Origin of the sequence: Sphingomonas sp. AOB5 (genome assembly GCF_029433115.1) — a bacterium.
Lineage (GTDB): Bacteria > Pseudomonadota > Alphaproteobacteria > Sphingomonadales > Sphingomonadaceae > Sphingomonas.
The window spans coordinates 1-20,441 of record NZ_JARNTV010000018.1 but is presented as its reverse complement, the minus strand read 5'-3'; the positions used below and the strand labels follow the sequence as shown (position 1 = coordinate 20,441).

The window sequence follows — 20,441 nt, the reverse complement described above, 5'->3', positions numbered from 1 at the left end:
AGCCCTGACTGCCGCGCGAGGGCCGTGCCGTCAATGAAATAAACCGAAAGGCTAGTTGTTTGACATATAGGGTATGAGCGGGTTAGGACGATGGCTCCGGCGGATGCGAAACCGTGCGGGACGGGTAGAGGAGCGCTTGGGCGGATGAAGATCGTGTTGTGGATCCATGTTCCCAGCTACCGCGCCGGCATTCTCGAGCGGATCGCTGATACGCCGGGGATCGATCTGGTGGTCGCCGACGATGCCGCGCAGGCGCTGGCCGCGCTGGATGGCGCCGATGGCTTCATCAGCGCCGGCGCTTCGCTCTACACGCCCGAGATGGAACGCACGATCCGCGAGAACAAGTCGCTGCGCTGGTTCCAGAGCGTTTCAGCCGGCAACGACAATCTTGAGGCGCTCGGCATTCGCGACGGGATCGCGGTGACCGGATCGGAAGGGCATTCGGGACCGGTCGTCGCCGAACACGCCGTCGCGCTGCTGCTCTCCATCGCGCACGCTATCCCGGATTGGGAGCGCGCGCGCACCGCAAAGGTCTGGAAGATGCTGCGCACCGGCACCTACAAGTCGCTTTATGGCGGTACTGCGGTTCTGGTCGGCCTCGGCAATATCGGTGGCGAGATCGCGCACCGGCTCAAGGGGCTGGGCATGACCGTGATCGGCGTCACGCGATCGGGCAGTGGCGGACCGGATATCGACGAAGCGGTGAAGACCGGCGACCTGCACGCCGCACTGGCCCGTGCCGACGCCGTGGTGGTCGCCGCGCCGCTCACCGCCGAGACTCGCGGGCTGCTGAACGCCGACGCCTTCGCCGCCTGCAAGCCCGGCGCCTATATCGTCAACATCGCTCGCGGCGGACTGATCGACCAGCCGGCGCTGATCGCAGCACTGCAATCCGGCCATCTCGGCGGCGCGGCGATCGACGTGACCGACCCCGAGCCGCTCCCGGCCGAAGACCCGCTCTGGGAAGCCCCGAACCTGATCCTCGTGCCCCATGTCGGCGGCAGCGGCAGCACCGAATCCCCGCGACGCCTCGGCGCGACGGTGAAGCGCAACCTCGACGCATTCATCGCCGGCGAGCCCTTCGCCAAGCTGCTTCCCTACGGCCGCCCATGAAGCTCGTTTCTGTCGAGATGCTGCGCCAGCCCCCGGCACCGCCCATGGCGGCGCCAGCCGGTATACCGCGCAAGGTGGCGGGCGGCGTCCCCTTCCCGATCCACCGCTATCCCGAATTCGCGCGCACGCCCGCGACCACGCCCGGTGAAGTCTCGGGCGAATTCTGGGTGCGTGTCACCGCCGAAAATGGCGAGACCGGCCTCGGCCATTCGCACTGGGGCGATCTGGCGGCGCCCACCGTCCGCTTCTTCGCGAACCTGATCGAGGGCCGCGACTGTTTCGCGACCGAATTGCTCAACGACATCATGTGGCGATCCGCCCAGCGCTTCGGCGCGAACGGCATCGCCTCGCTGGCACGCAGCGCGATCGACCTCGCCTTGTGGGATCTCAAGGGCAAGCTGCTCGGCCAGCCGGTATACCGGCTGCTCGGCGGCCCGGTGCGCCCGCATCTCGATTGCTACTTCACCGGCGCAGACATCGAATGGGGCCTCGAACTCGGCTTCAAGGCGTTCAAGATGCGCAACAGCGCACACCATGTCGACGGCATCGCCGGGCTGAACCGGCTCGAGGACGAAGTCGCCGCGGTGCGCGAGCGGATCGGCGGCGATGCCGAGCTTATGCTCAATCCGGTCATGTCCTTCACCCTCGACTATGCCGTGCGCGTCGCCGAGCGGCTGGCGCCATACCGGCTGCGCTGGATCGAGGAGCCGCTGATGCCGCACGACATCGACGGCCTCGTCGCCCTGAAACGCGCCGCGCCGTTCACCCCCATCGCCACCGGTGAGGATCATCACGGCCGCCATGCGTTCCGCGATCTCGTCCAGCGCGGCGCGGCGGACATGGTCCAGCCCGATATCCGCTGGGCCGGCGGCCTTACCGAGACTCTGAAGATTTACGCCATCGCTGAAGCCGCGGGCATCGCGACCAGCGCGCATGGCGGCGGCGGCATGCCCGCCGGCCAGCATTTCTCGCTGGCTTTGCCCGAGACCGAGCCGTGCGAATATGTCGTCCGCACCCCCGCCGGGATTCCGCTCGATCAGGCGAAGCGCATCCCCGGCATGGCGACCCCGGTCGATGGCCGGATCGTGCCGTCGGACGCACCGGGCTTCGGCTATGAATTCGGCAAGGACGCGCTGCTGCCATGGTGAGCGAGTCCCCGCCCCCACCCCAGCTGATCGCAGTCGATCCGCCCGCGGTGGCTGTCGTGCCGTCGCGCCGCGCATGGGTGGCCAAGGCGCGCAAGCTGCCCTGGCTGCCGATCCTGCTGCTCGCACCGCTCTTCGTCTTCGGCATCTTCGGCCCATGGCTCTGGCCCTATGATCCGGCGGGGATCGACCTGACCCATGTCCAACAGCCCCCGGCCTGGCTCGAAGGCGGCAGCTGGAGCCACCTGCTCGGCACCGATGCGTTCGGACGGGATATCGTCAGCACATTGATCGAAGGCGCGCGGGTCTCGCTGGTTGTGGCTTTGGTCGGCACGGTCGGCTCCGCCCTGATCGGCATCACCATCGGGCTGGTCGCGGGCTATTATGGCGGCCGGGTGGATTCGCTGCTGATGCAGCTGGTCGATGTGAAGATGTCGATCCCCGCCACCTTGATGATCATCCTGCTCGGCGCGGCGCTGGGCGGGGGCCTCACCACCATCGTGGTCAGCATCGTGCTGCTGTTCTGGGCCAGCTTCGCCCGCGTCGTGCGCGGCCAGACGCTGACGCTTCGTGAAAGAGGCTATGTCGCCCTCGCCCGCGTCGCGAACTGCGGCGATTTCTGGATCATCACCCGCCACATCCTGCCCAATCTGCTCGCCACCTGCGTGGTGCTCTTCACCATCCAGATCGGCCGGGCGATCACCACCGAGGCAGGGATCAGCTTTCTCGGCCTCGGCGTGCAGCCGCCCTATAGCGCCTGGGGGCTGATGGTTTCACAGGGCCGCAACTTCCTTGCGACCGCATGGTGGATCCCGACCATGCCCGGCCTCGCCATCACCCTCACTGTGCTGGGGTCGAGCCTGCTCGGTGACTGGGTGCGCGATGCGCTCGATTCGCGGACGAGCCAGATCTGATGCTCAACTATTTCCTCCGCCGCCTCGGGCGCGCCGTGGTGACGATCATCGGCATCTCGATCCTCGTCTTCATCGCTGCGCGCCTCTCCGGCGATCCGACACTGCACATGCTGCCCGAGGATGCCAGCGCGGCCGAAGTCGCGGCGCTGCGCGCCGAGCTCGGCCTCGATCAGGCCTATTGGATCCAGTATCTGCGTTACGCGATGCATGCGCTGCAGGGCGATTTCGGTATCTCGCTACGCTATGGCGAACCGGCGCTGCCGCTGGTGCTGCAAGTGGTGCCGGCGACGCTGCAGCTGGCCCTGTCCGCCTTCGTGCTGGCCAAGGTCGCGGGGATCGCGCTGGGCGTCGTCGCGGCGCTCAATCGCGGGACCTGGCTCGACCGCGGCTTGCGCGGCGGTGCGATCCTCGCCGATTCCGCGCCGCCCTTCTGGATCGGCATGATGCTGATCCTGTTCTTCTCGATCCAGCTGCAATGGCTGCCGAGCAGCGGACGGCTGAGCCTTGAATCGATGATCCTGCCTATGCTGGCCATCGCCATCGGATCGATCGCGACGACATTGCGCCTCACCCGATCCTCGATGCTCGAAACGCTGAGCGCCGATTATGTGAAGTTCCTGCGCAGCCGCGGCATCTCGCGCCGCACGATCGTCTGGAAACATGCCCTGCGCAACGCGGCGATCCCCGTCGTCGCGCTGCTCGGCATCCAGCTCGGCTACCTGCTCGCGGGCACCGTCATCATCGAGACGGTGTTCAACTGGCCCGGCGTCGGCCGACTGATGGTCGAGGCGTTGGCCTCGCGCGATTTCCCGGTGATCCAGGCGGGCGCGCTGTTCGTTTCGGTAGTCACTGTGCTGCTCAACCTTGCCGTCGACATGCTGTTCGGCATCATCGATCCGCGGATCCGCTATGAGTGACGCCCGTCCCCTGCTGGAGGTCGAGGACCTGCACGTCCATCTGCGCAGCCGCGACGGCACGCGCGACCTGCACATCGTCGACGGCGTCAGCTTCACGCTGGATCGCGGCGAGACACTGGGCATCGTCGGCGAATCCGGCTGCGGCAAATCGACGATGGCACTGGCACTGATGGGCCTGCTGCCGCGCGGCGGCCGCACGGTCTCCGCCCAGCTCGATTTCGACGGGATCGATCTCGAAGCACTCGACGAGGAGGAACTCCGCAAGATCCGCGGATCGCGCATCGCGATGATCATGCAGGATCCGATGGTGGCGATGGATCCACTCTTCACCATCGGCAACCAGCTTGCCGAGGGGCTTCGCACGCACAAGGGCCTCGAAGGCGAAGCGCTGGAGGCACGGCAGCTCGAGCTGCTCGAGCTGGTCGGCATCCCCGCGGCGAAGACCCGGCTCGGCCAATATCCGCACCAGATGAGCGGGGGCATGTTGCAACGAATGGTCGGCGCCATCGCCATGTCGTGCGATCCGCAGCTGCTGATCGCCGACGAGCCGACCACTGCGCTGGACCCCACCGCACAGGCGCAATTTCTCGACGTGCTGGCCGACCTTCAGGAACAGCGCAATCTGGCGATGATCGTGGTCACCCATGATTTCGGCGTGACCGCCCGCCTCGCCGATCGCGTGCTGGTGATGTACGCCGGCCTCGTTGCCGAACAGGGGCCGATCCGCGCGATCTTCGACGATCCGCGCCACCCCTATACCCAGGCCTTGCTCGCGGCAGTCCCGCGCGAAGGCGGCAGCACGCACCGGCTGCAGACGATCGAGGGTTCGCCCCCGGACGTCGCAGCACGGCCCCAGGGCTGCCCGTTCGCGCCACGCTGCCCCAAGGTATTGCCGCTTTGCCGCGAAGAGACGCCGCCGCCGATCGAGGCGGGTCCGGGCCATTATTCGCGCTGCTGGAGGACGGACGAAGCATGACCCGGCCGCTGCTCGAAGCGATCGAGCTGAAGAAACATTATCGCGTGCCCGGCAAGCTGTTCCAGCGGCCGCACCCGGTCGCGCGTTCGGTCGACGGGGTTGATTTCGCCGTGCCCGAAGGGGAGACGCTGGGGCTGATCGGCGAATCCGGTTGCGGCAAATCGACCACCGCGAAGCTGCTGCTGCGGCTGGAGAACCCGACCGGCGGCCAGATCCGCTTCGATGGCGAGGACGTGCAGGCCGCGCGTGGCAAGGCGCTGGGCAAATATCGGCGGCAGGTGCAGGCGGTGTTCCAGGACCCGTACAGCTCGCTCAATCCGCGCCGCACCGTATTCCAGGCGATCGCCGAGCCGCTGGTGGCGGCGAGCGAATCCTCGCGTGCGGAGATCGCGGCGCGGGTGGCGGAACTGATCCGCGTGGTGGGCCTGCCCGCCAATGCCGCGGATCGCCTCCCGCACGAATTCAGCGGCGGCCAGCGGCAGCGTATCGCCATCGCCCGCGGACTCGCGCTCCAGCCCCGGCTTCTGATCCTCGACGAGCCGGTGTCGGCGCTCGACGTTTCGATCCGCGCGCAGATCCTCAATCTGCTCAGCGACCTGCAGGAGCGGTTCGGCCTCACCTATCTGCTGATCTCGCACGATCTCGAGGTGGTGCAGCACATGTCGTCCAACGTGGCGGTGATGTATCTCGGCAAGATCGTCGAGCGCGGCACCACCGCGCAGGTGATGGAGACGCCGCAGCATCCGTATACGAAGGCACTGTTGTCCTCGGTGCTGCCGCCGCATCCCGACCGCAGGCGCGAGCGCATTCGCCTGTTCGGCCCCCTGCCGTCGCCGATCGATCCGCCCTCGGGCTGCGTGTTCCGCACCCGCTGCCCGAACGCGCAGCCGGTCTGCGCGATCAGTGTGCCGCCGGTGGTGAAGACGGTGACGGGCAGCACCGCTGCCTGCCACTTCGCGGAGCCTGCCGCCGCTTAGGCGATACTGACGTTGCGGACGCTCATCCCGGGAATGTCCCGCGCGGTCGGCGTGAAGCCGACGCCCGGGCGCATCATGTAGAGCGCGACATTGTTCCACACCGGAATGATCGGCATGTCGTCATGGATCTTGCGGGCACAGGCGCGCAGCGCGGCGTCGTAATCGGCCGGGTCGGCGGACGTCGCGGCCCGCTTCACCATCGCGTCGAAGCCCTTGTCGTTGTACCAGGAATAGGGCGATCCGCTGGTATAGCCCTGCCGCATCGCCTCGGACGGTTCGCCATAGCTGGCGAGCAGCGAGGGCGCGATGGTGACGAGCCGGGCGTTCGGATCCTTCGCCGCCTCGCGGTTCATCTCCAGCCCCTGCGCGGCGTCGATGCCCGAGACCTGGCAGTCGATGCCGATCGCGCGCAGGTACAGCACCACCGCCTCGGTCGTTTCGCGCATGCCGTAATAGGCGTTGGTCCAGTAGACGAGCGGCATGGCAAAGCCGTTCGGATGCCCCGCCTCGGCCAGCAATTTGCGCGCAAGTGCCGGATCATAGGCATAGGGCTGTAGCGCGGGATCGTATCCCGGTTCGCCCGGCGCGAAGCCGGCATAGTGGCGGGGGATGCCCGCGAACACGCCGTTGATGATCGCATTGGAATCGATGGCATGGGCAATGGCGAGGCGCACGCGCCGGTCGGCCCAAGGCGTGTTGCGGTTGGCGAGCTGAAACCGCACGCTGAACGTCGGATGCATGTCCGCCCGCGCAATCCCGAACCCCGCCTTTTGCAGCATCGGCACCATCGAGAAGGGCACTGCCATCACCATGTCCGCTTCGCCCGAGCGCAGCATCGAGACGCGCGTCATATCCTCCGGCACGAACATCATCCGCGCCTTCTTGATCGCCGGCGCACCGCCCCAATAGCCCTCATGTGCTTCCAGATCGACGAACTGGAACTGGCGATGCTCGGCCATGCGATAGGGGCCGGTGCCGTTCAGACGGTGCGCCGCCTCGGCCTCGCCCACCCGCTCGTGATAGCGCCGCGAATAGATGTAGAGGAACGCGTTGCGGACGAAGGTGAGCGCATTGTCCTTGAAGTGGAAATCGACGCGATGCTCGTCGATCACCTCCACCTTGGTCACGCCCCGGGTGCGCGCGCGATAGATCGGCATCAGCCGCTTCATCCGCTCATGGCTGAACTTCACGTCGCCGGCGTCGAACGGCGACCCGTCGTGGAATTTCACGCCCTTCCGAATGGTGAAATGCGCGATCTTGAGGTCGGGCGAGAGGGTATAGTCGCCCAGCTGCGGGACGATCCGTCCGTCCAGGGCGCGGCCGAGCAGCGGCTCGACGATATTCTCGAACAGCGGCTTGGCGATGTTCGCCGCACCGCCGGCCAGCGCATAATCGAGCGCAGGCGGCGCCTGGTTCATCGCGACGACGAAACGCCCGTCGCTGCGGCGCACGCAGCCGCCGAGCGCCGCCAGCCCCAGCGATCCCGCCGCCATGCCGATCAGCTGACGGCGATCGAAGATGGGCTGAGTCACGATATCCCCATGCATAGCGGCCGATCCGAAGGGATCAGGCCGGAACCTGCTCGTTGATCCAGCGGAAAGAGCGTCCGCGCAACGCATAATCGGGCTGCACGTCGCGGCCATTCTCGACCTCGAGCCACAGGCGAAGCAGCAGCCGCTTGCGCTCGGTCGAGTTCCGGAACGCCCGGCGCGAGTGGAGATGGGTATAGTTGTTCCACAGCATCACATCGCCATCGTCGAGCAGGAACTCGGCGCGGACATCCTCGCGATTGGCGATCTCGTCGAAGAATTTGAGCGCTTCGTCGAGATCGGCGGGGAACGGCTCCTTCCGCAGTTCAGCGGCGTGGCGCATATAGCTGCTCGCTGCGTTCACGCTGACCACGCCGTCCTTGTTCGAGAAGACCGGGATCTTCGCATCGGTGGTCGGCCGGTCGGTGAACTGCAATTCCTGCAGCACGAAATAATAACCCTCATAGAGCGCATCGAGCAGCTCGGGCCGCTCGGCGAAGATCTTGTTGTGCATGGTCAGCGCGCTGGCGAGGCTGCTCTCGCCGCCTTCTTCGGCACGGCGCACACACATCAGGCCGACAATCTCGAAGGCATCGGTATGCATCCCGAGCGCCGCCGAGCTGCGATAGCCGCGGATCATCGGGTTGGCCTCTTCCTCCTGGACCAGCCCGAGCATCTCCATCTGGCGGCTCTGCGGCAGGCCGCGGCCGAGATGGGTGCCAAGCCCCCAATAGAGGCGCTTCATATCCTCTTCGCTGTAGCGATCGGGCGTCACGCCCTTCAGGATCACCAGCCCGGCCCCGTTCAGGATGATCTCACGCATCTCGTCCGCCAGCGCATCGATCACCGAATTGGAGAATTGCTCGCGCGTCACCTTCACCGGATCCACGTCGCGCGTCTGCGCAATCAGTGCGTCGATCGCGGCCAGCTCGGCCTCCGACAGCTGCCGCCAGAAGCGCTCAACCCCGTCTTCGGGAGTCCATGCATTCGGGTGATCGATGATTTCGCGGAATACGGGCGATGTCATGTGAGTCTCTCCAAACCTCGCTTCGATCCATATCGCATTTAGTCCATATGTCTAGTCTTTAGGTTTCAAATGCTGAAGACACCTGCGGCCCACGGTCTGAAAGCGGCCGCGACCACAGGCGGGAGGCGACCTTCAGCCAATAACCTGCCCTTTTGAGCAAAACGAGTTGCCATCACTTTGAAAGGGATATATGTGCATCCCTTAGAGCTTTTGTTCATCGAACGCATTATCCGAGAGAGGCCGGTAAGGCCCGCGGCATTCAGGAGAGGGTTGATCATGTCCACGCGCACCATTTTCTCGCGGCGCACGCTGCAATTCGGCACCAGCCTCATCGCGCTTCTCGCGTGCACGCCGGCAATGGCACAGTCGCAGGACGAGCCGGCCACCGAGTCGGCCACCGCCGAGCCGGAGCAGGACGCGCCCGCCCAGCCCGCCTCCAATGAAGAGATCGTGGTCACCGCCAGCCGCGCCGGCACCGGCGGCTTCCGCGCGCCGACACCGACCACCGTCGTCGGATCGGCGGCGATCGAGCAGCGCCAGTCGATCACCGTCGCCGACGTGCTGCAGGAAATTCCCGCATTCAAGCCGACCATCTCGCCCGGCGCGAACGGCGTCCGCACCCAGCTGCCCGGCGCCAACCTCGCCGATCTTCGCGGCCTCGGCTCGAACCGCACGCTGGTGCTGGTCGATGGCGCCCGCGTTACGCCGCAGGCTCCGGCGAACAACACCGGCACCGGCGTCTCGCCCGATCTCAACCAGATCCCCGCGCTGATGGTCGAGCGTGCCGAAGTGATCACCGGCGGCGCATCCGCGCAGTGGGGCTCGGACGCGGTGGCCGGCGTGGTCAACATCATCCTGCGCAAGCAATATACCGGCCTCCAGCTCACCGCCCAGACCGGCTTCTCGACCTATGGCGACGGCCTGACCAAGCGGGTCGGCGCGCTGGGCGGCCTTTCGCTGATGGACGACCGGCTGCACATCGTCGCTGCGGTCGACTTTTCCGAATCCGACAAGGTCGGCGATATCTACACCCGCCCCTGGGGCGCCCGCGAATATCAGATCGTCGCGAACTCGGCGGCTTCGACCAACGGCCTGCCGGTCAATCTGATCGTGCCGAACGTCCATTTCTACAGCTCGCCCAACATGCTCATCACCGGGCCGACGGGATATTCGCTGCGCAACTATGAATTCCATTCCAATGGCGGCGCACCCACCCCGTTCGTCACCGGATCGATCGTCAGCGGCACGGCGATGATCGGCGGCCAGGGCCAGTCGCAGGCCAAGGGCCTGTCGCTCGTCCCCGGCATCCGCCGCTTCGATCCCTATGCGCGGGTACAGTTCGACGTTTCCGCCAATACGCACATCTATCTCGTCGGCTCCTATTCGATGCTGCGCACCGAGATGAATCCGCTGCCCTCGCGCATCACCGGCGGCACGATCCGCGGCGACAACGCCTATCTGCAGACCCTGTACCCGGCGATCGCCGCATCGCTGGGCGCCAACGGCACCTTCACCTTCAACCGCGTGAACTATGATTTCGCGGCGAGCGGCCAGAACGGCCCGGCAATCGTCGAGAACAAGACCCCGCACCTCGCTTTCGGCGCGGAAGGCAGCCTGGGCGCCAACTGGAAATGGGATGCCCATATCGGCTGGGGCAAGAACATCTACACCAATGCCACGGCCGGAAACGGCATCCGCCAGCGCATCACCTATGCCACCGACGCGGTGTTTTCGGGCGGACAGATCATGTGCCGCGCGCTCGTGCCCGGCAGCTCGACCTACAATCCCACCGCCGCCGCGGGCTGCGTGCCGATCAACCTGTTCGGCGAGGGATCGCCCTCGGCAGCCGCAATCAGCTATGTGACCGGCACCGCCCACGCACGCAGCGTCTATGAACAGCGCACCGCCGCCGCCAATATCCGCGGCGAACTGTTCGATACCTGGGCAGGCCCGGTCTCGATCGGCGCGGGCGTCGAATATCGCCGCGAGGAACAGACCGTCACCGCCGATGCGATCAGCGCGGCAGGCGGCTTCGAAATCGCCAATGCAGGGCCATTCCATGGCAAGTTCGATGTGACCGAAGGCTATATCGAAGCGATCGTGCCGCTGCTGAAGGATTCGGCGATCGGCCGCTCGCTCGACCTGAACGGCGCGATCCGCGTCGCGCATTACAGCACGGTCGATACCCAGACGACGTGGAAGATCGGCGCAAGCTATGAGCCGGTCGAGGGCATCCGCTTCCGCGCCACGCGCTCACGCGACATCCGCGCGCCAGCCCTGTTCGAACTGTACAGCCCCGGATCGATCGCCAACAATTCGGTCAGCGTCCGCAATCCGGCGAACAGCACCACCTATACCGCGAACATTCCCGTCAACCTGTCGATCGGCAATGCCAATCTCGATGCCGAAAAGGCCGAGACCTACACGATCGGCGTGGTGCTCGAGCCGCGCTTCCTGCCCAACTTCAAGGTCTCGGTCGATTATTACGACATCGATCTGAAGCAGGCGATCACCACCCTGCCCGCGACCAGCATCGCCAGCCTCTGCAATGCCGGCGACACCTATTACTGCTCGGCCTTCACCTTCAACCCGGCGGGTCCGCCCACCGCGCTGTCGCTGGGCGCGCAGAATCTGGCGGGCGTCCATGTCCAGGGCTTCGATGCCCAGCTCGCCTATCGCTTCCCGCTGTCGGGCATCTCGCTGCCCGGCCGGATCGAGATGACGGTCAACGGCACCTATACCCAGCATGTCATCGTCAACACCGGGACCGGCGCGACGCCGATCGACCGTGCGGGCGAGAACAGCACGCTGAACACCTATTCGACGCCGCGCACCCGCATCAACGGATCGCTGACCTATCGCGTCGGCGGCTTCTCGCTCACCAGCCAGATGAACTTCATCTCGGCCGGCACGGTGGACAATACCTTCAACACGTCCGCCACCACCACGGCGAACATCAACCACGTGCCCGCCTACACCTATCTGAACCTGTACGCGGACATGACGGTGACCGAGAATTTCGGCTTCTTCGCCAGCGTTCGTAACGTGTTCAATACCGCCCCGCCGCCGCTGCCCAGCAGCACGCTGAACATCGCGACCAACGGGCAGTATTACGACACGCTGGGGACCTTCTTCCAGGCCGGCTTCCGCGTGAAGTTCTGATGCCGGCCGCATCGACCGAGGGCCGGGGGGAGGTGGTCGTGGGGACTTCCGCCGCCGCCCGGCCCGAGGGCGGGCGCTTCCATGCATGGCTGCTGATCGCGGTCACCTCCGCCCTCTATGCCTGCGCCTGTATCGACCGGCAGTTATTGCCGCTGCTGGTCGATCCGATCCGCAAGGATTTCGGGGTTTCCGATGCCAGCATGGGCCTGCTGATCGGACTGGGCTTCTCGCTCTTCTACTCCGCCGCCAGCATTCCGGCGGGCCTGGTCGCCGATCGCGGCGGGCGGCGCGGACTGCTCGTCGCATCCTCCGGCATCTGGTCGGGCATGACGATGCTGGGCGGGTTCGCGTCCAGCTTCGCCGCATTGTTCGCAACCCGGATCGGGGTCGGCACCGCCGAAGGCGTGGTCACGCCGGTCAGCTATTCGCTGATCCGCGAACGCGTGCCACTGTCGCTGCGCGGCCGTGCCTTCAGCATCTTCTCCGCCGCGCCCTATCTGGGCGGGTCGCTGGCACTGATCATCGGCGGCGTTTTGCTCTCGGCGGCGGCCTCCGGCGCATTTGCTGGCATTCCGCTTCTGGGTCAGGCGAAGCCGTGGCAGGCGGTGCTGATCGTCATCGGCTTCTTCAGCCTGGTACTGACCCCGCTGCCGCTGCTGCTGCGCCGCGACCGGCCGCTCGCGAAGAAGGAAGGCGCCGCTGGCGCACCCGGTTTCGGCGAGGCGATCCGCTATATGTGGACCAATCGCCGCACCTATGCGCCGTTGATGATCTACACCACGCTCAGCACGCTGGTGGTGTTCGCCAACGGCCCTTGGCTGCCCGCGCTGGTCGGGCGGCGCTTCGGCATGTCGCTGCCCGAGATCGGCTATACCTATGGGCTGGTGAAGCTGGTCGCGGCGCCGCTCGGGCTGTTGTTCGTCGGCTTCATGCTCGATCGCTTCGCCTCCAATGGCCGTGCGATCGGCACGTTCGGGATCGTCACCACGATCATCACGCTGACCGCATTCGCACTGGTCCCTTTCGCACCGAGCGCGAACGCGACCTTCGTGATCAAGGGCATCGGGCTGCTCTTCTCGGGCGCCTATGCGGCGATCGGCGCGATCATCCTCGCGGCGCGCACCCCGGTCCGGCTGATCGGCAAGGTCACGGTGATCTATATGCTGTTCCAGAGCGTGCTCGGCACCGGCATGGGACCGCTGGCCGCCGGCCTGCTGTCGTCGAGCGTTCTCGGCGGGGATCCGCTCGCGATCGGCGGCGGCATGCTGCTCACCACCATCTGCATCGGCGCACCGGCCCTGATCGGCCTGGTGATCCTGCGCCGCACCCTCATTACTCACCCGCTCAGTCAGGAGCCGCAAGCATGACCACTCCGTTCGAAGCCCGCTGGCTGGGCGACGCGATCGGCGCGGAGATCACCGGGTTCGACCTGACCGCACGCCACGCACCCGAAGACTATGTGGCGATCCGCCGCGTGCTGGCCGAACGCGGCGTGATCTTCTTCCGCGGGCAGGATGTGAAACCCGAAGACCATGCGCATTTCGCAGCGCAGTTCGGCGATGCGACGGTCGGCAAATATGTCGATACCGTGCCCGGCTTCCCGCTGATGACTGAGGTGAGCAAGGCCGAGGATCAGGTCGACAATATCGGCGGCGGCTGGCACGCCGACCAGACTTTCCATGCCGAGCCGCCCTGGGGCACGATCCTCGTCGCGCGCGAACTGCCCCGCCACGGCGGCGATACGCTGTTCTCGAGTATGGCGGCGGCATTCGACGCGCTGTCCGACGGCATGAAGGACACGTTGCGCGGGCTGCGCGCGGTGCATGGCAATGCGCGGTTGCTGGCTGCGTCGAAGCGGCTCAACAAGAATATCAGCCCCGCACCCGAACTGGTTCATCCGGTGGTGATCCGGCATCCGGTGACGGGCCGCGAGTCCCTGTTCGTCAATGCGGCCTATACGCTGCGCTTCGAGGGCTGGAGCGAGCGCGAAAGCGCGCCGTTGCTCGATTTCCTCTACGTCCATGGCCAGAAGCCGGAATTCCAGTGCCGCATCGTCTGGGAGCCGGGGATGGTCGTGTTCTGGGACAATATCCAAGTCTGGCACTATGCCAGCAACGACTATCAGGGACAGCGCCGCATCATGCATCGCATCGCGATCAAGGGCGAACCGCTGATCGCCGCATAATGTAATGTCATAAAGCTATCCTATTGACTCAATAAGCGGCTATCCCTACTCCTCGGTCGAGCGGAATTCGTGCGCGCTCAGGCAAGCCACAGGCTGCCGGATCGCGCACCACCGCGACATTGCGAGCCGAAAAGGCCGCACCACCCTGGGGAGAGGTCATGTCTGAAATCACCGGAATCCGGCGCACCGTGGCGAAGTTCGCGGCAACCTCGTGCCTGGCCGCTTTGTGTCTCGCACAGCCCGCCTTCGCGCAGAGCGTCGATGCGACGCCGCAGGACGAAAGCGCAGCGACCGACGAACAGGATCCGGTCGCCAATGACGAGATCCGGGTCACCGGATCGCGCACGCGATCGGGCTTCACCGCCGCCACCCCCACCCTCGTGCTCGGCACCGAGGAAATGGAGCAGCGCGGCGTCACCAATGTCTATAGCCTGCTGAGCGAGTTGCCGGCCTTCAGCTCGCGCCTGAGTGGTGCTGCGAACGGCGTGCGCACCCAGACGCCGGGCCAGACCTTCGCCGATCTGCGCGGCCTCGGCTCGCCGCGCACGCTCGTCCTGATCGACGGGCGCCGCTTCGTGCCCAGCGTGCCTGCGTCGAGCGTGGGCAATCCCTATCAGGTCGATCTCAACCTGATCCCGACGCTGATGATCGAGCGCGCCGATATCGTCACCGGCGGCGCTTCGGCACAATGGGGCTCGGACGCCGTCGCAGGCGTGGTCAACCTGATCCTCAAGAAGCAGATCGACGGCATCCAGATGGAAGCGCAGGCCGGTATCTCCGAACGCGGCGACGCCGCCGAATATCGCATCGGCGCGGTCGGCGGCTTCTCGTTCGCGGGCGATCGCGGCCATGTCGTCCTCTCGGGCGACTATTCCAACAATGACGGCATCGGCACCTATCGCTCGCGCGACTGGGCCGACGACTATTACCAGTTCTTCACCGATCCCACAGCGACCGCCGCGAACGGCCGTCCCCGCATGGTGCTGCGCAGCGGTACCGAGCCGGGCAACTATACTTCGGGCGGCCTGATCGTGAACGCCACCGGCGGCACCACGGCGCAACGTGCCGGGCTGATCGGCCTGCAATTCACCTCGCCGACCACGACCAAGACCTTCGTTCGCGGCGAATTCAATCCGGCCACGACCTCGACCACCTTTGCCGCCAACCAGATCGGTGGCGGCAACCCCGATCTCAGCAGCAACTCGATGATCGCCTCGACCCGCCGCAAGGTCTTTTACGGTCATGCCGATTTCGAGATTTCCCCGGCGCTGAAGATATTCGTCGACGCCTCATGGGGCCAGTCGCACGGTGAATCGATCAACCAGCCGATCCGTGACCGCGTGAGCGTCTATAGCCCGACCACCCTGTCGGGCTCGCAGGTCCGCATCTATGCCGACAATCCCTATATCCCGGCCGCGCTGCGTACACTGATCCCGGCTCCGGTTGGTCCCTCGACCGCGACGCCGCCCGCCCAGTCCTTCGTGCTCGCCCGCGTCAATTACGACACGCCCCTGCCCTACACGATCGTCCGCTCGACTGCCGCGACCGGCACGATCGGCTTCAACGGCGACTTCGGCGGCGGCTGGACCTGGGACGCGTCCTACACACATGGCGAGAACGAATATTACCGCCGTTCCTCGGCGCGCAACCGCACGCTCTACGCCATGGCCGCCGATGTGGTGACCAGCCCGGTCACCGGCCAGCCGACCTGCCGCTCGACCCTGACCAACCCGAACAATGGCTGCGTGCCGCTCAACCTGTTCGGCAACGGTTCGCAGAGCGCGGCGGCGATCGCCTATTATTCGGGCGAGGCGACTGCGAAGCTCGACTATATCCAGGATGCCGCACAGCTGAACATTCAGGGCTCGCCTTTCTCGACCTGGGCCGGCCCGGTCGCCATCGCGGCAGGTGTCGAATACCGGCATGAATCGCTCAACTCGGTGGTCGACGCCGTCTCGCTGACCGGCGTGTATGACAGTTCGGTCGGCGGGCAGTTTGCCGGCAGCTTCTCGGTCCGCGAAGGCTATTTCGAAGCCACCGTCCCGCTGGCCGCGAACCTGCCCTTCGCGCATGCGCTGACACTCAACGGCGCGATCCGCTACGCCGATTATACCCGGTTCGGCGGTGTCACGACGTGGAAGGCGGGCGCGACCTGGGAACCGGTGCAGGGCCTGCTGGTCCGCGGCACCCACTCGCTCGATATCCGCGCGCCGAGCCTGTACGAGTTGCTCGTCCCCGCAACGGTCTCGCTCAACAACGTCGTGTATAATGGCGTGACCTATCCGGGCGTCCGCGTCGCCAATGTCGGTAACACCGCATTGCAGCCCGAACGCTCGAAGACGACGACGATCGGCATCAGCTACTCGCCCGATTTCGTTCGCGGGCTTCGCCTCTCGGTCGATCTGTTCGATATTCGCGTGAGCGACGTCATCGCCAATGTCGGCCAGGCCGAAATCGCCCGTCTCTGCGGTCTCGGGGTCACCAGCTATTGCAGCCTGCTCCAGTTTAGCGGCGGCGCGCTGATCGGCGTGACCAACCAGTTCCTGAACCTCTCCTCGTTCGAAACGCGCGGCATGGACCTTGCGGCGAGCTACAGCCTGCCGCTGGGCGGCGGCGAGCTGAACCTGCGGGCCAACGCGACCTATGTCGACAAGTTCACGATCATCGTGCCCGGCGGTCCGGGCGAGGCGCCCTCGGTCAACGAACAGGCGGGGCAGCTCGATCAGTCGGAAGGCGCGGTGCCGCACTGGAAGGCGAACTTCTCGGCCACTTACGCACAGAAGCCCTTCTCGGTCACCGGGCAGGTCCGCTTCGTGAGCGCGGGCGTGATCGACAATGCCTATACCGAAGTGCCGACCAATGGCCAGCCGGCCGACGTCAGCCATGCGGACAATGCCATCGGATCCTATGCGCTGTTCAACCTGTCGGGCACGATCGACGCTGGCGACCGGTTCCAGTTCTTCTGGGTGGTCAACAATGTGTTCGACCGCGATCCGCCAATCATCCCGTCGACCACGCTGCTGACCCAGACCAACGGCACCAACTATGATGTGGTTGGCCGCTTCTACAAGGCAGGTGTCCGCCTGCGGTTTTAAGTGATGCTCCCGATCCTCCGGCCGCTCCGTGGCGGCCGGGGGATCACCCCCGCTTGTGCTTGTTGGTAAAACGCAGCACCGCGCGATTGAACGCCTCGGGCTGTTCCCAATAGGCCGAATGGCCGCTGTCCGCGATCACCTCGAACCGGCTGCCCGGGATATGCCCGGCATAGATCCGCGCCAGCGCGGGCGGGATGTACAGGTCCGCGCCCCCGGCAATCACCAGCGTCGGTACCGCGATCCGCGAGACGGTCGGCCAGTCGAGGATGTTGCGCGGCTTCTGGCGAAAGCGTCCGTCGATCGTCGCGACATGCTCCAGCGCTTCCCATCGCGCCATGCCTTCGGGATTGGTGGCTCGGTAGGACGGGCCAAGCTCGCGGAAAGATGCCGGCATCTGCGAGAATCCCTCGGGCAGGATGCGGGTGATGCTCGCCCGGAATGCCGGATCGGCCGCCGCACCCTGGGTGCAGGCCATGACGATCCCCAACAGCCGCTCGGGCCGGGTCAGCGCATAGTCCGGCACCATGAACCCGCCCGCCGCCGATCCCAGCAGAAAGAAGCGCTTCAGCCCATAGGCATCGGCGATCGCATCGACATCATCGACCGAGAAGCCCGGATCGGAACCAGCCTCCACCGGCGAGCGATAATGGCCGCGCCGGGAATAGGCGATGACCCGGTACCCCGCGTCACGGAACGCCGCATATTGATACTCCCAGATCGCAGCACTTCCCGTTGCGGGATGCAGCAGCAGGATCGGAGGACCCTTCCCCCCGGAATCCCAGCTCCACAGCTTTGCACCCTGAACCGGGATGATCCGCTCGACCGCCCCATCTGGCGCGCTGAACACCGTATCCGCCGGGCGAGCGAGTGCTGGCAGCACCGGCACGATCAGCGCACCGGCCAAAATTGCGCGGCGGCTTGCTACAAGGCGTTGCTGCTGGGGCATATCCGATCCTCTCACCATTTGGCGGGGATACTGGATCGATATAGGCTAAATGTACAGACTATTGCTGATCAATGCAGTTCCGGGCAAGCCGTGCGGACATCGGTCCGGATCCAGTCGATGAACGCCTGGACCGGCGGACGCAGCGTGCGGCCCCGCGGTCGCGAAATCCAATAGGCCGAGCGCACCGGCGTACGGTCGCCGAACAGCGGCACCAGCCGCCCGGCAAGAATGTCGGGCGTGGCAAGGATGCGCTTGGCGAGCGCTGCGCCATGGCCCGAAACCGCCTGATCGATCAGCAGCCCCGGATGGTCGAACCGCGACCCCCGCGTGCTCTCGACCGGCGAAGCGATGCCATGCGCCTGGAACCAGGCCGGCCAGTCGGGGAAGGACGGGTCCACCTTGTCGCTGACATAGTGGAGCAACGGCGCGGCGATCAGGCCGGTCGGCCCCTTGCCGAGGCCGTATCGCTCGACGAACTCGGGTGAGGCGACCGGCACCACTTCGTCATGGACCAAAGGTTCGGCAATGCCCTCGTCGCCCGCATCCAGCCCGTACCGGATATAGACGTCCGACTGCGCCTTGCCCCCGCGGGGACCCTGCGCATCGACCGAGACCCACACGTCGAACTCGGGATGATCTTCGCGAAAGGCGTCGAGGCGGCTGAGCAGCCATTTCGCCGCGAAGGTCGGCGGCGCAGTCACGCTGACGACATGCGCCTGTTCGTCCTCAAGCCGCAGCAGCCCCGCGCCCTGGATGATCTGTCCGAAGCCCTCGGTCAGCAGCGGCAGGGCGGCCTCGGCCTTGGTGGTGAGCAGCACCGATCGCCCGGTGCGGCGGAACAGGGGCGTCCCGGCCCACAATTCCAGCGCCCGGATATGCTGGGTTACCGCGCCCGGCGTGATCCCCAGCTCGTCCGCCGCGCGCGTAAAACTGCGGTTGCGCGCGCAACTGGCAAAGACCTTGAGGGCCGTCAGGGAAGGCAGGGCCTCATTCATCCTCTCAATTGATAGGAATTAACTCCAGAACGGAAGATAGTTTTGGTTCGCGGGGCAAAACCCGTGCGATTTAGGCGATGGACGGCGTCAGCGACTGCGCCCGCTCGCGCGCGACGGCGCGTCCGGGCAGCGTCCAGATCAGCCCACCCACCGCGGCCATGGCGATTCCCAGCGTCAGGAACGCGATCTGATAGGTGCCGGTCACGTCATAGACCCAGCCGGCATAAACGCTGCCGAGCGATCCGATTGCCGATCCTGCCACCATGATCGTCGCGTCGATGATGGTGAACTGGCGCCGCCCGAACAGCTTGGCGACGAACACCGGGAACAGCACCAGCGGCGCCGAATAGGTGAGGCCATAGAGCGGCACGAACAGCTGGAGCGCGATGGCACTGCCGCCAGAGAGATAGACGAACAGCAAGGCGAGTGCCGCGGATGCGAGGATCAGGCTCGCGACCAGCGCGATGCGCACATCGGCTCGGTCGGACAGCCAGCCGAACAGCAGCTTGGTCGCCGCGGCCAGCAGGAACAGCACGCTCATGATCAGCGTCGCTTCCTTCAGGCCATAGCCCATGCCCAGCACTGCCGGGATGAAGTGGAGGAAATAGGCGTTGGTCGATGCCCAGAACAGCACATAGCCGAGCAGCACCGTCCAATAGGCGCGCGTCGCCACCGCTTCGCGCAGCGTCACCCCCTCGGCCTGCACCGGCGCCGCGCCGTCGCTCGCAAGCGGCTCCGGCGGCCGTGTGCGCACCACCAGCAGTGTCGCCAGCGGCACGATCGCCAGCATCGCCACGCCGAGTGCGATATAGCCGCTGCGCCAGCCCCAATTCTCGACCGCCAGGCCAAGCAACGGATTGAACAGCACCCCGCTGGTGGTTGTCCCCGACAGCGCGATGCCGATGGCAAGGCCGCGCTGCTTTTCGAACCAGTTGGAGAGGACGAAGGGCGTCACCACCAGGCTGATGCCGCCCCCGGACATCAGCATGTATGCGACCAGCAGCTGCGTATAATTCTGCGCCGTCCCGGCGACCAGAAAGCCCCCGCCGATGATCGCGCCCAGTACCGCGATGAAGGTCTCGGCCCGCACTCGCTTCAGCATCAGCCATCCGCCGAGCAGCGACACCACCCCTGCTACCGCGACATTGGCGCTGAGCAGGGTCGCCCCCGCCGCATGGCTGAGCTGGAATTCCTTCAGCAGCGAGGGGAAGAACACGCCCTTGGAGGCGCTGATCGTCCCGCAAAATGCGCAGATCAGATGGAGGACGATGACGATCCCCCAGCGGCGGCTGGGCAACAGGGTCATGCAGGCACCTCTTCAGGCAAGGGAGCGTCGGCCGCGCGGGCGTGGGCCAGCCAGGGCGCGATGTCGGCCGCCACGCTTTCCAGCTCGCGCAGGATCGTGTCGGCGGCCACGGCGCCGAGCGGCAGGCGGAAAGGCGGGTTCGCATCCTCGACCG

General features: G+C 65.9%; 15 protein-coding genes. 10 read left to right on the top strand and 5 right to left on the bottom strand.

Annotation, left to right across the window (positions count from 1 at the left end; all coding sequences use genetic code 11):
* Positions 1–144 precede the first annotated feature (144 nt).
* Genes P1X14_RS10000 through P1X14_RS09975 form a run of 6 tightly spaced genes read left to right on the top strand, consistent with a single transcriptional unit; the run spans position 145 to position 6,042 of the window.
* Positions 145–1,113, top strand: coding sequence for a D-2-hydroxyacid dehydrogenase (locus P1X14_RS10000; RefSeq protein WP_277315209.1), 969 nt, complete (start codon positions 145–147; stop codon positions 1,111–1,113).
* The gene (locus P1X14_RS09995; RefSeq protein ID WP_277315208.1) at positions 1,110–2,261 is read left to right on the top strand and encodes an enolase C-terminal domain-like protein; all 1,152 of its coding nucleotides are present in this window, start codon (positions 1,110–1,112) and stop codon (positions 2,259–2,261) included. The genes P1X14_RS10000 and P1X14_RS09995 overlap by 4 nt, the downstream gene beginning before the upstream one ends.
* Positions 2,255–3,172 (top strand): ABC transporter permease, encoded by a 918-nt coding sequence (locus P1X14_RS09990; protein ID WP_277315207.1) that lies wholly within the window; start codon positions 2,255–2,257, stop codon positions 3,170–3,172. Before P1X14_RS09995 ends, P1X14_RS09990 begins: the two co-directional genes overlap by 7 nt.
* Entirely contained in the window at positions 3,172–4,089 is a 918-nt protein-coding gene (locus tag P1X14_RS09985) for an ABC transporter permease (RefSeq protein WP_277315206.1), read from the top strand. Before P1X14_RS09990 ends, P1X14_RS09985 begins: the two co-directional genes overlap by 1 nt.
* Complete coding sequence (locus P1X14_RS09980; RefSeq protein WP_277315205.1) at positions 4,082–5,065, top strand: ABC transporter ATP-binding protein; 984 nt, start codon at positions 4,082–4,084, stop codon at positions 5,063–5,065. The genes P1X14_RS09985 and P1X14_RS09980 overlap by 8 nt, the downstream gene beginning before the upstream one ends.
* Positions 5,062–6,042: an oligopeptide/dipeptide ABC transporter ATP-binding protein gene (locus P1X14_RS09975; RefSeq protein WP_277315204.1), complete on the top strand. Its 981-nt coding sequence runs from the start codon at positions 5,062–5,064 to the stop codon at positions 6,040–6,042. The genes P1X14_RS09980 and P1X14_RS09975 overlap by 4 nt, the downstream gene beginning before the upstream one ends.
* On the opposite strand, the gene P1X14_RS09970 is transcribed toward P1X14_RS09975, so the two are convergent.
* Both P1X14_RS09970 and P1X14_RS09965 read right to left on the bottom strand, forming a co-directional pair.
* Entirely contained in the window at positions 6,039–7,574 is a 1,536-nt protein-coding gene (locus tag P1X14_RS09970) for an ABC transporter substrate-binding protein (protein ID WP_277315203.1), read from the bottom strand. The genes P1X14_RS09975 and P1X14_RS09970 overlap by 4 nt on opposite strands.
* A 34-nt stretch (positions 7,575–7,608) precedes the next feature.
* The gene (locus P1X14_RS09965) at positions 7,609–8,598 is read right to left on the bottom strand and encodes a TauD/TfdA family dioxygenase (RefSeq protein ID WP_277315202.1); all 990 of its coding nucleotides are present in this window, start codon (positions 8,596–8,598) and stop codon (positions 7,609–7,611) included.
* Between the two features lie 276 nt (positions 8,599–8,874).
* Here P1X14_RS09965 and P1X14_RS09960 point away from each other — a divergent pair, with 276 nt between their 5' ends.
* From P1X14_RS09960 to P1X14_RS09945, 4 genes are all read left to right on the top strand, one after another.
* Positions 8,875–11,760 carry a TonB-dependent receptor gene (locus P1X14_RS09960; RefSeq protein ID WP_277315201.1) on the top strand — a complete coding sequence of 962 codons (2,886 nt, stop codon included), beginning with the start codon at positions 8,875–8,877 and terminating at the stop codon, positions 11,758–11,760.
* Between the two features lie 38 nt (positions 11,761–11,798).
* Entirely contained in the window at positions 11,799–13,127 is a 1,329-nt protein-coding gene (locus P1X14_RS09955) for an MFS transporter (RefSeq protein WP_277315200.1), read from the top strand.
* On the top strand, positions 13,124–13,945 hold the full coding sequence (locus P1X14_RS09950; protein WP_277315199.1) for a TauD/TfdA family dioxygenase: 822 nt from the start codon (positions 13,124–13,126) through the stop codon (positions 13,943–13,945). Before P1X14_RS09955 ends, P1X14_RS09950 begins: the two co-directional genes overlap by 4 nt.
* 158 nt (positions 13,946–14,103) lie before the next feature.
* Positions 14,104–17,040, top strand: a complete 2,937-nt coding sequence (locus P1X14_RS09945; protein ID WP_277315198.1) for a TonB-dependent receptor — start codon at positions 14,104–14,106, stop codon at positions 17,038–17,040.
* 43 nt (positions 17,041–17,083) lie between these two features.
* On the opposite strand, the gene P1X14_RS09940 is transcribed toward P1X14_RS09945, so the two are convergent.
* The 3 genes from P1X14_RS09940 to P1X14_RS09930 form a co-directional block, all read right to left on the bottom strand.
* Positions 17,084–17,986, bottom strand: coding sequence for an alpha/beta fold hydrolase (locus P1X14_RS09940; protein WP_277315197.1), 903 nt, complete (start codon positions 17,984–17,986; stop codon positions 17,084–17,086).
* 68 nt (positions 17,987–18,054) lie between these two features.
* Positions 18,055–18,981, bottom strand: coding sequence for a LysR substrate-binding domain-containing protein (locus P1X14_RS09935; RefSeq protein ID WP_277315196.1), 927 nt, complete (start codon positions 18,979–18,981; stop codon positions 18,055–18,057).
* Between the two features lie 70 nt (positions 18,982–19,051).
* Complete coding sequence (locus P1X14_RS09930; protein WP_277315195.1) at positions 19,052–20,287, bottom strand: MFS transporter; 1,236 nt, start codon at positions 20,285–20,287, stop codon at positions 19,052–19,054.
* Between the last annotated feature and the right edge of the window lie 154 nt (positions 20,288–20,441).

Coding starts and splice junctions, on each gene's coding strand:
- P1X14_RS10000 (WP_277315209.1), top strand. CDS start 145: ATGAAGATCGTGTTGTGGATCCATGTTCCCAGCTACCGCGCCGGCATT.
- P1X14_RS09995 (WP_277315208.1), top strand. CDS start 1,110: ATGAAGCTCGTTTCTGTCGAGATGCTGCGCCAGCCCCCGGCACCGCCC.
- P1X14_RS09990 (WP_277315207.1), top strand. CDS start 2,255: ATGGTGAGCGAGTCCCCGCCCCCACCCCAGCTGATCGCAGTCGATCCG.
- P1X14_RS09985 (WP_277315206.1), top strand. CDS start 3,172: ATGCTCAACTATTTCCTCCGCCGCCTCGGGCGCGCCGTGGTGACGATC.
- P1X14_RS09980 (WP_277315205.1), top strand. CDS start 4,082: ATGAGTGACGCCCGTCCCCTGCTGGAGGTCGAGGACCTGCACGTCCAT.
- P1X14_RS09975 (WP_277315204.1), top strand. CDS start 5,062: ATGACCCGGCCGCTGCTCGAAGCGATCGAGCTGAAGAAACATTATCGC.
- P1X14_RS09965 (WP_277315202.1), bottom strand. CDS start 8,598: ATGACATCGCCCGTATTCCGCGAAATCATCGATCACCCGAATGCATGG.
- P1X14_RS09960 (WP_277315201.1), top strand. CDS start 8,875: ATGTCCACGCGCACCATTTTCTCGCGGCGCACGCTGCAATTCGGCACC.
- P1X14_RS09950 (WP_277315199.1), top strand. CDS start 13,124: ATGACCACTCCGTTCGAAGCCCGCTGGCTGGGCGACGCGATCGGCGCG.
- P1X14_RS09945 (WP_277315198.1), top strand. CDS start 14,104: ATGTCTGAAATCACCGGAATCCGGCGCACCGTGGCGAAGTTCGCGGCA.
- P1X14_RS09940 (WP_277315197.1), bottom strand. CDS start 17,986: ATGCCCCAGCAGCAACGCCTTGTAGCAAGCCGCCGCGCAATTTTGGCC.
- P1X14_RS09935 (WP_277315196.1), bottom strand. CDS start 18,981: ATGAATGAGGCCCTGCCTTCCCTGACGGCCCTCAAGGTCTTTGCCAGT.
- P1X14_RS09930 (WP_277315195.1), bottom strand. CDS start 20,287: ATGACCCTGTTGCCCAGCCGCCGCTGGGGGATCGTCATCGTCCTCCAT.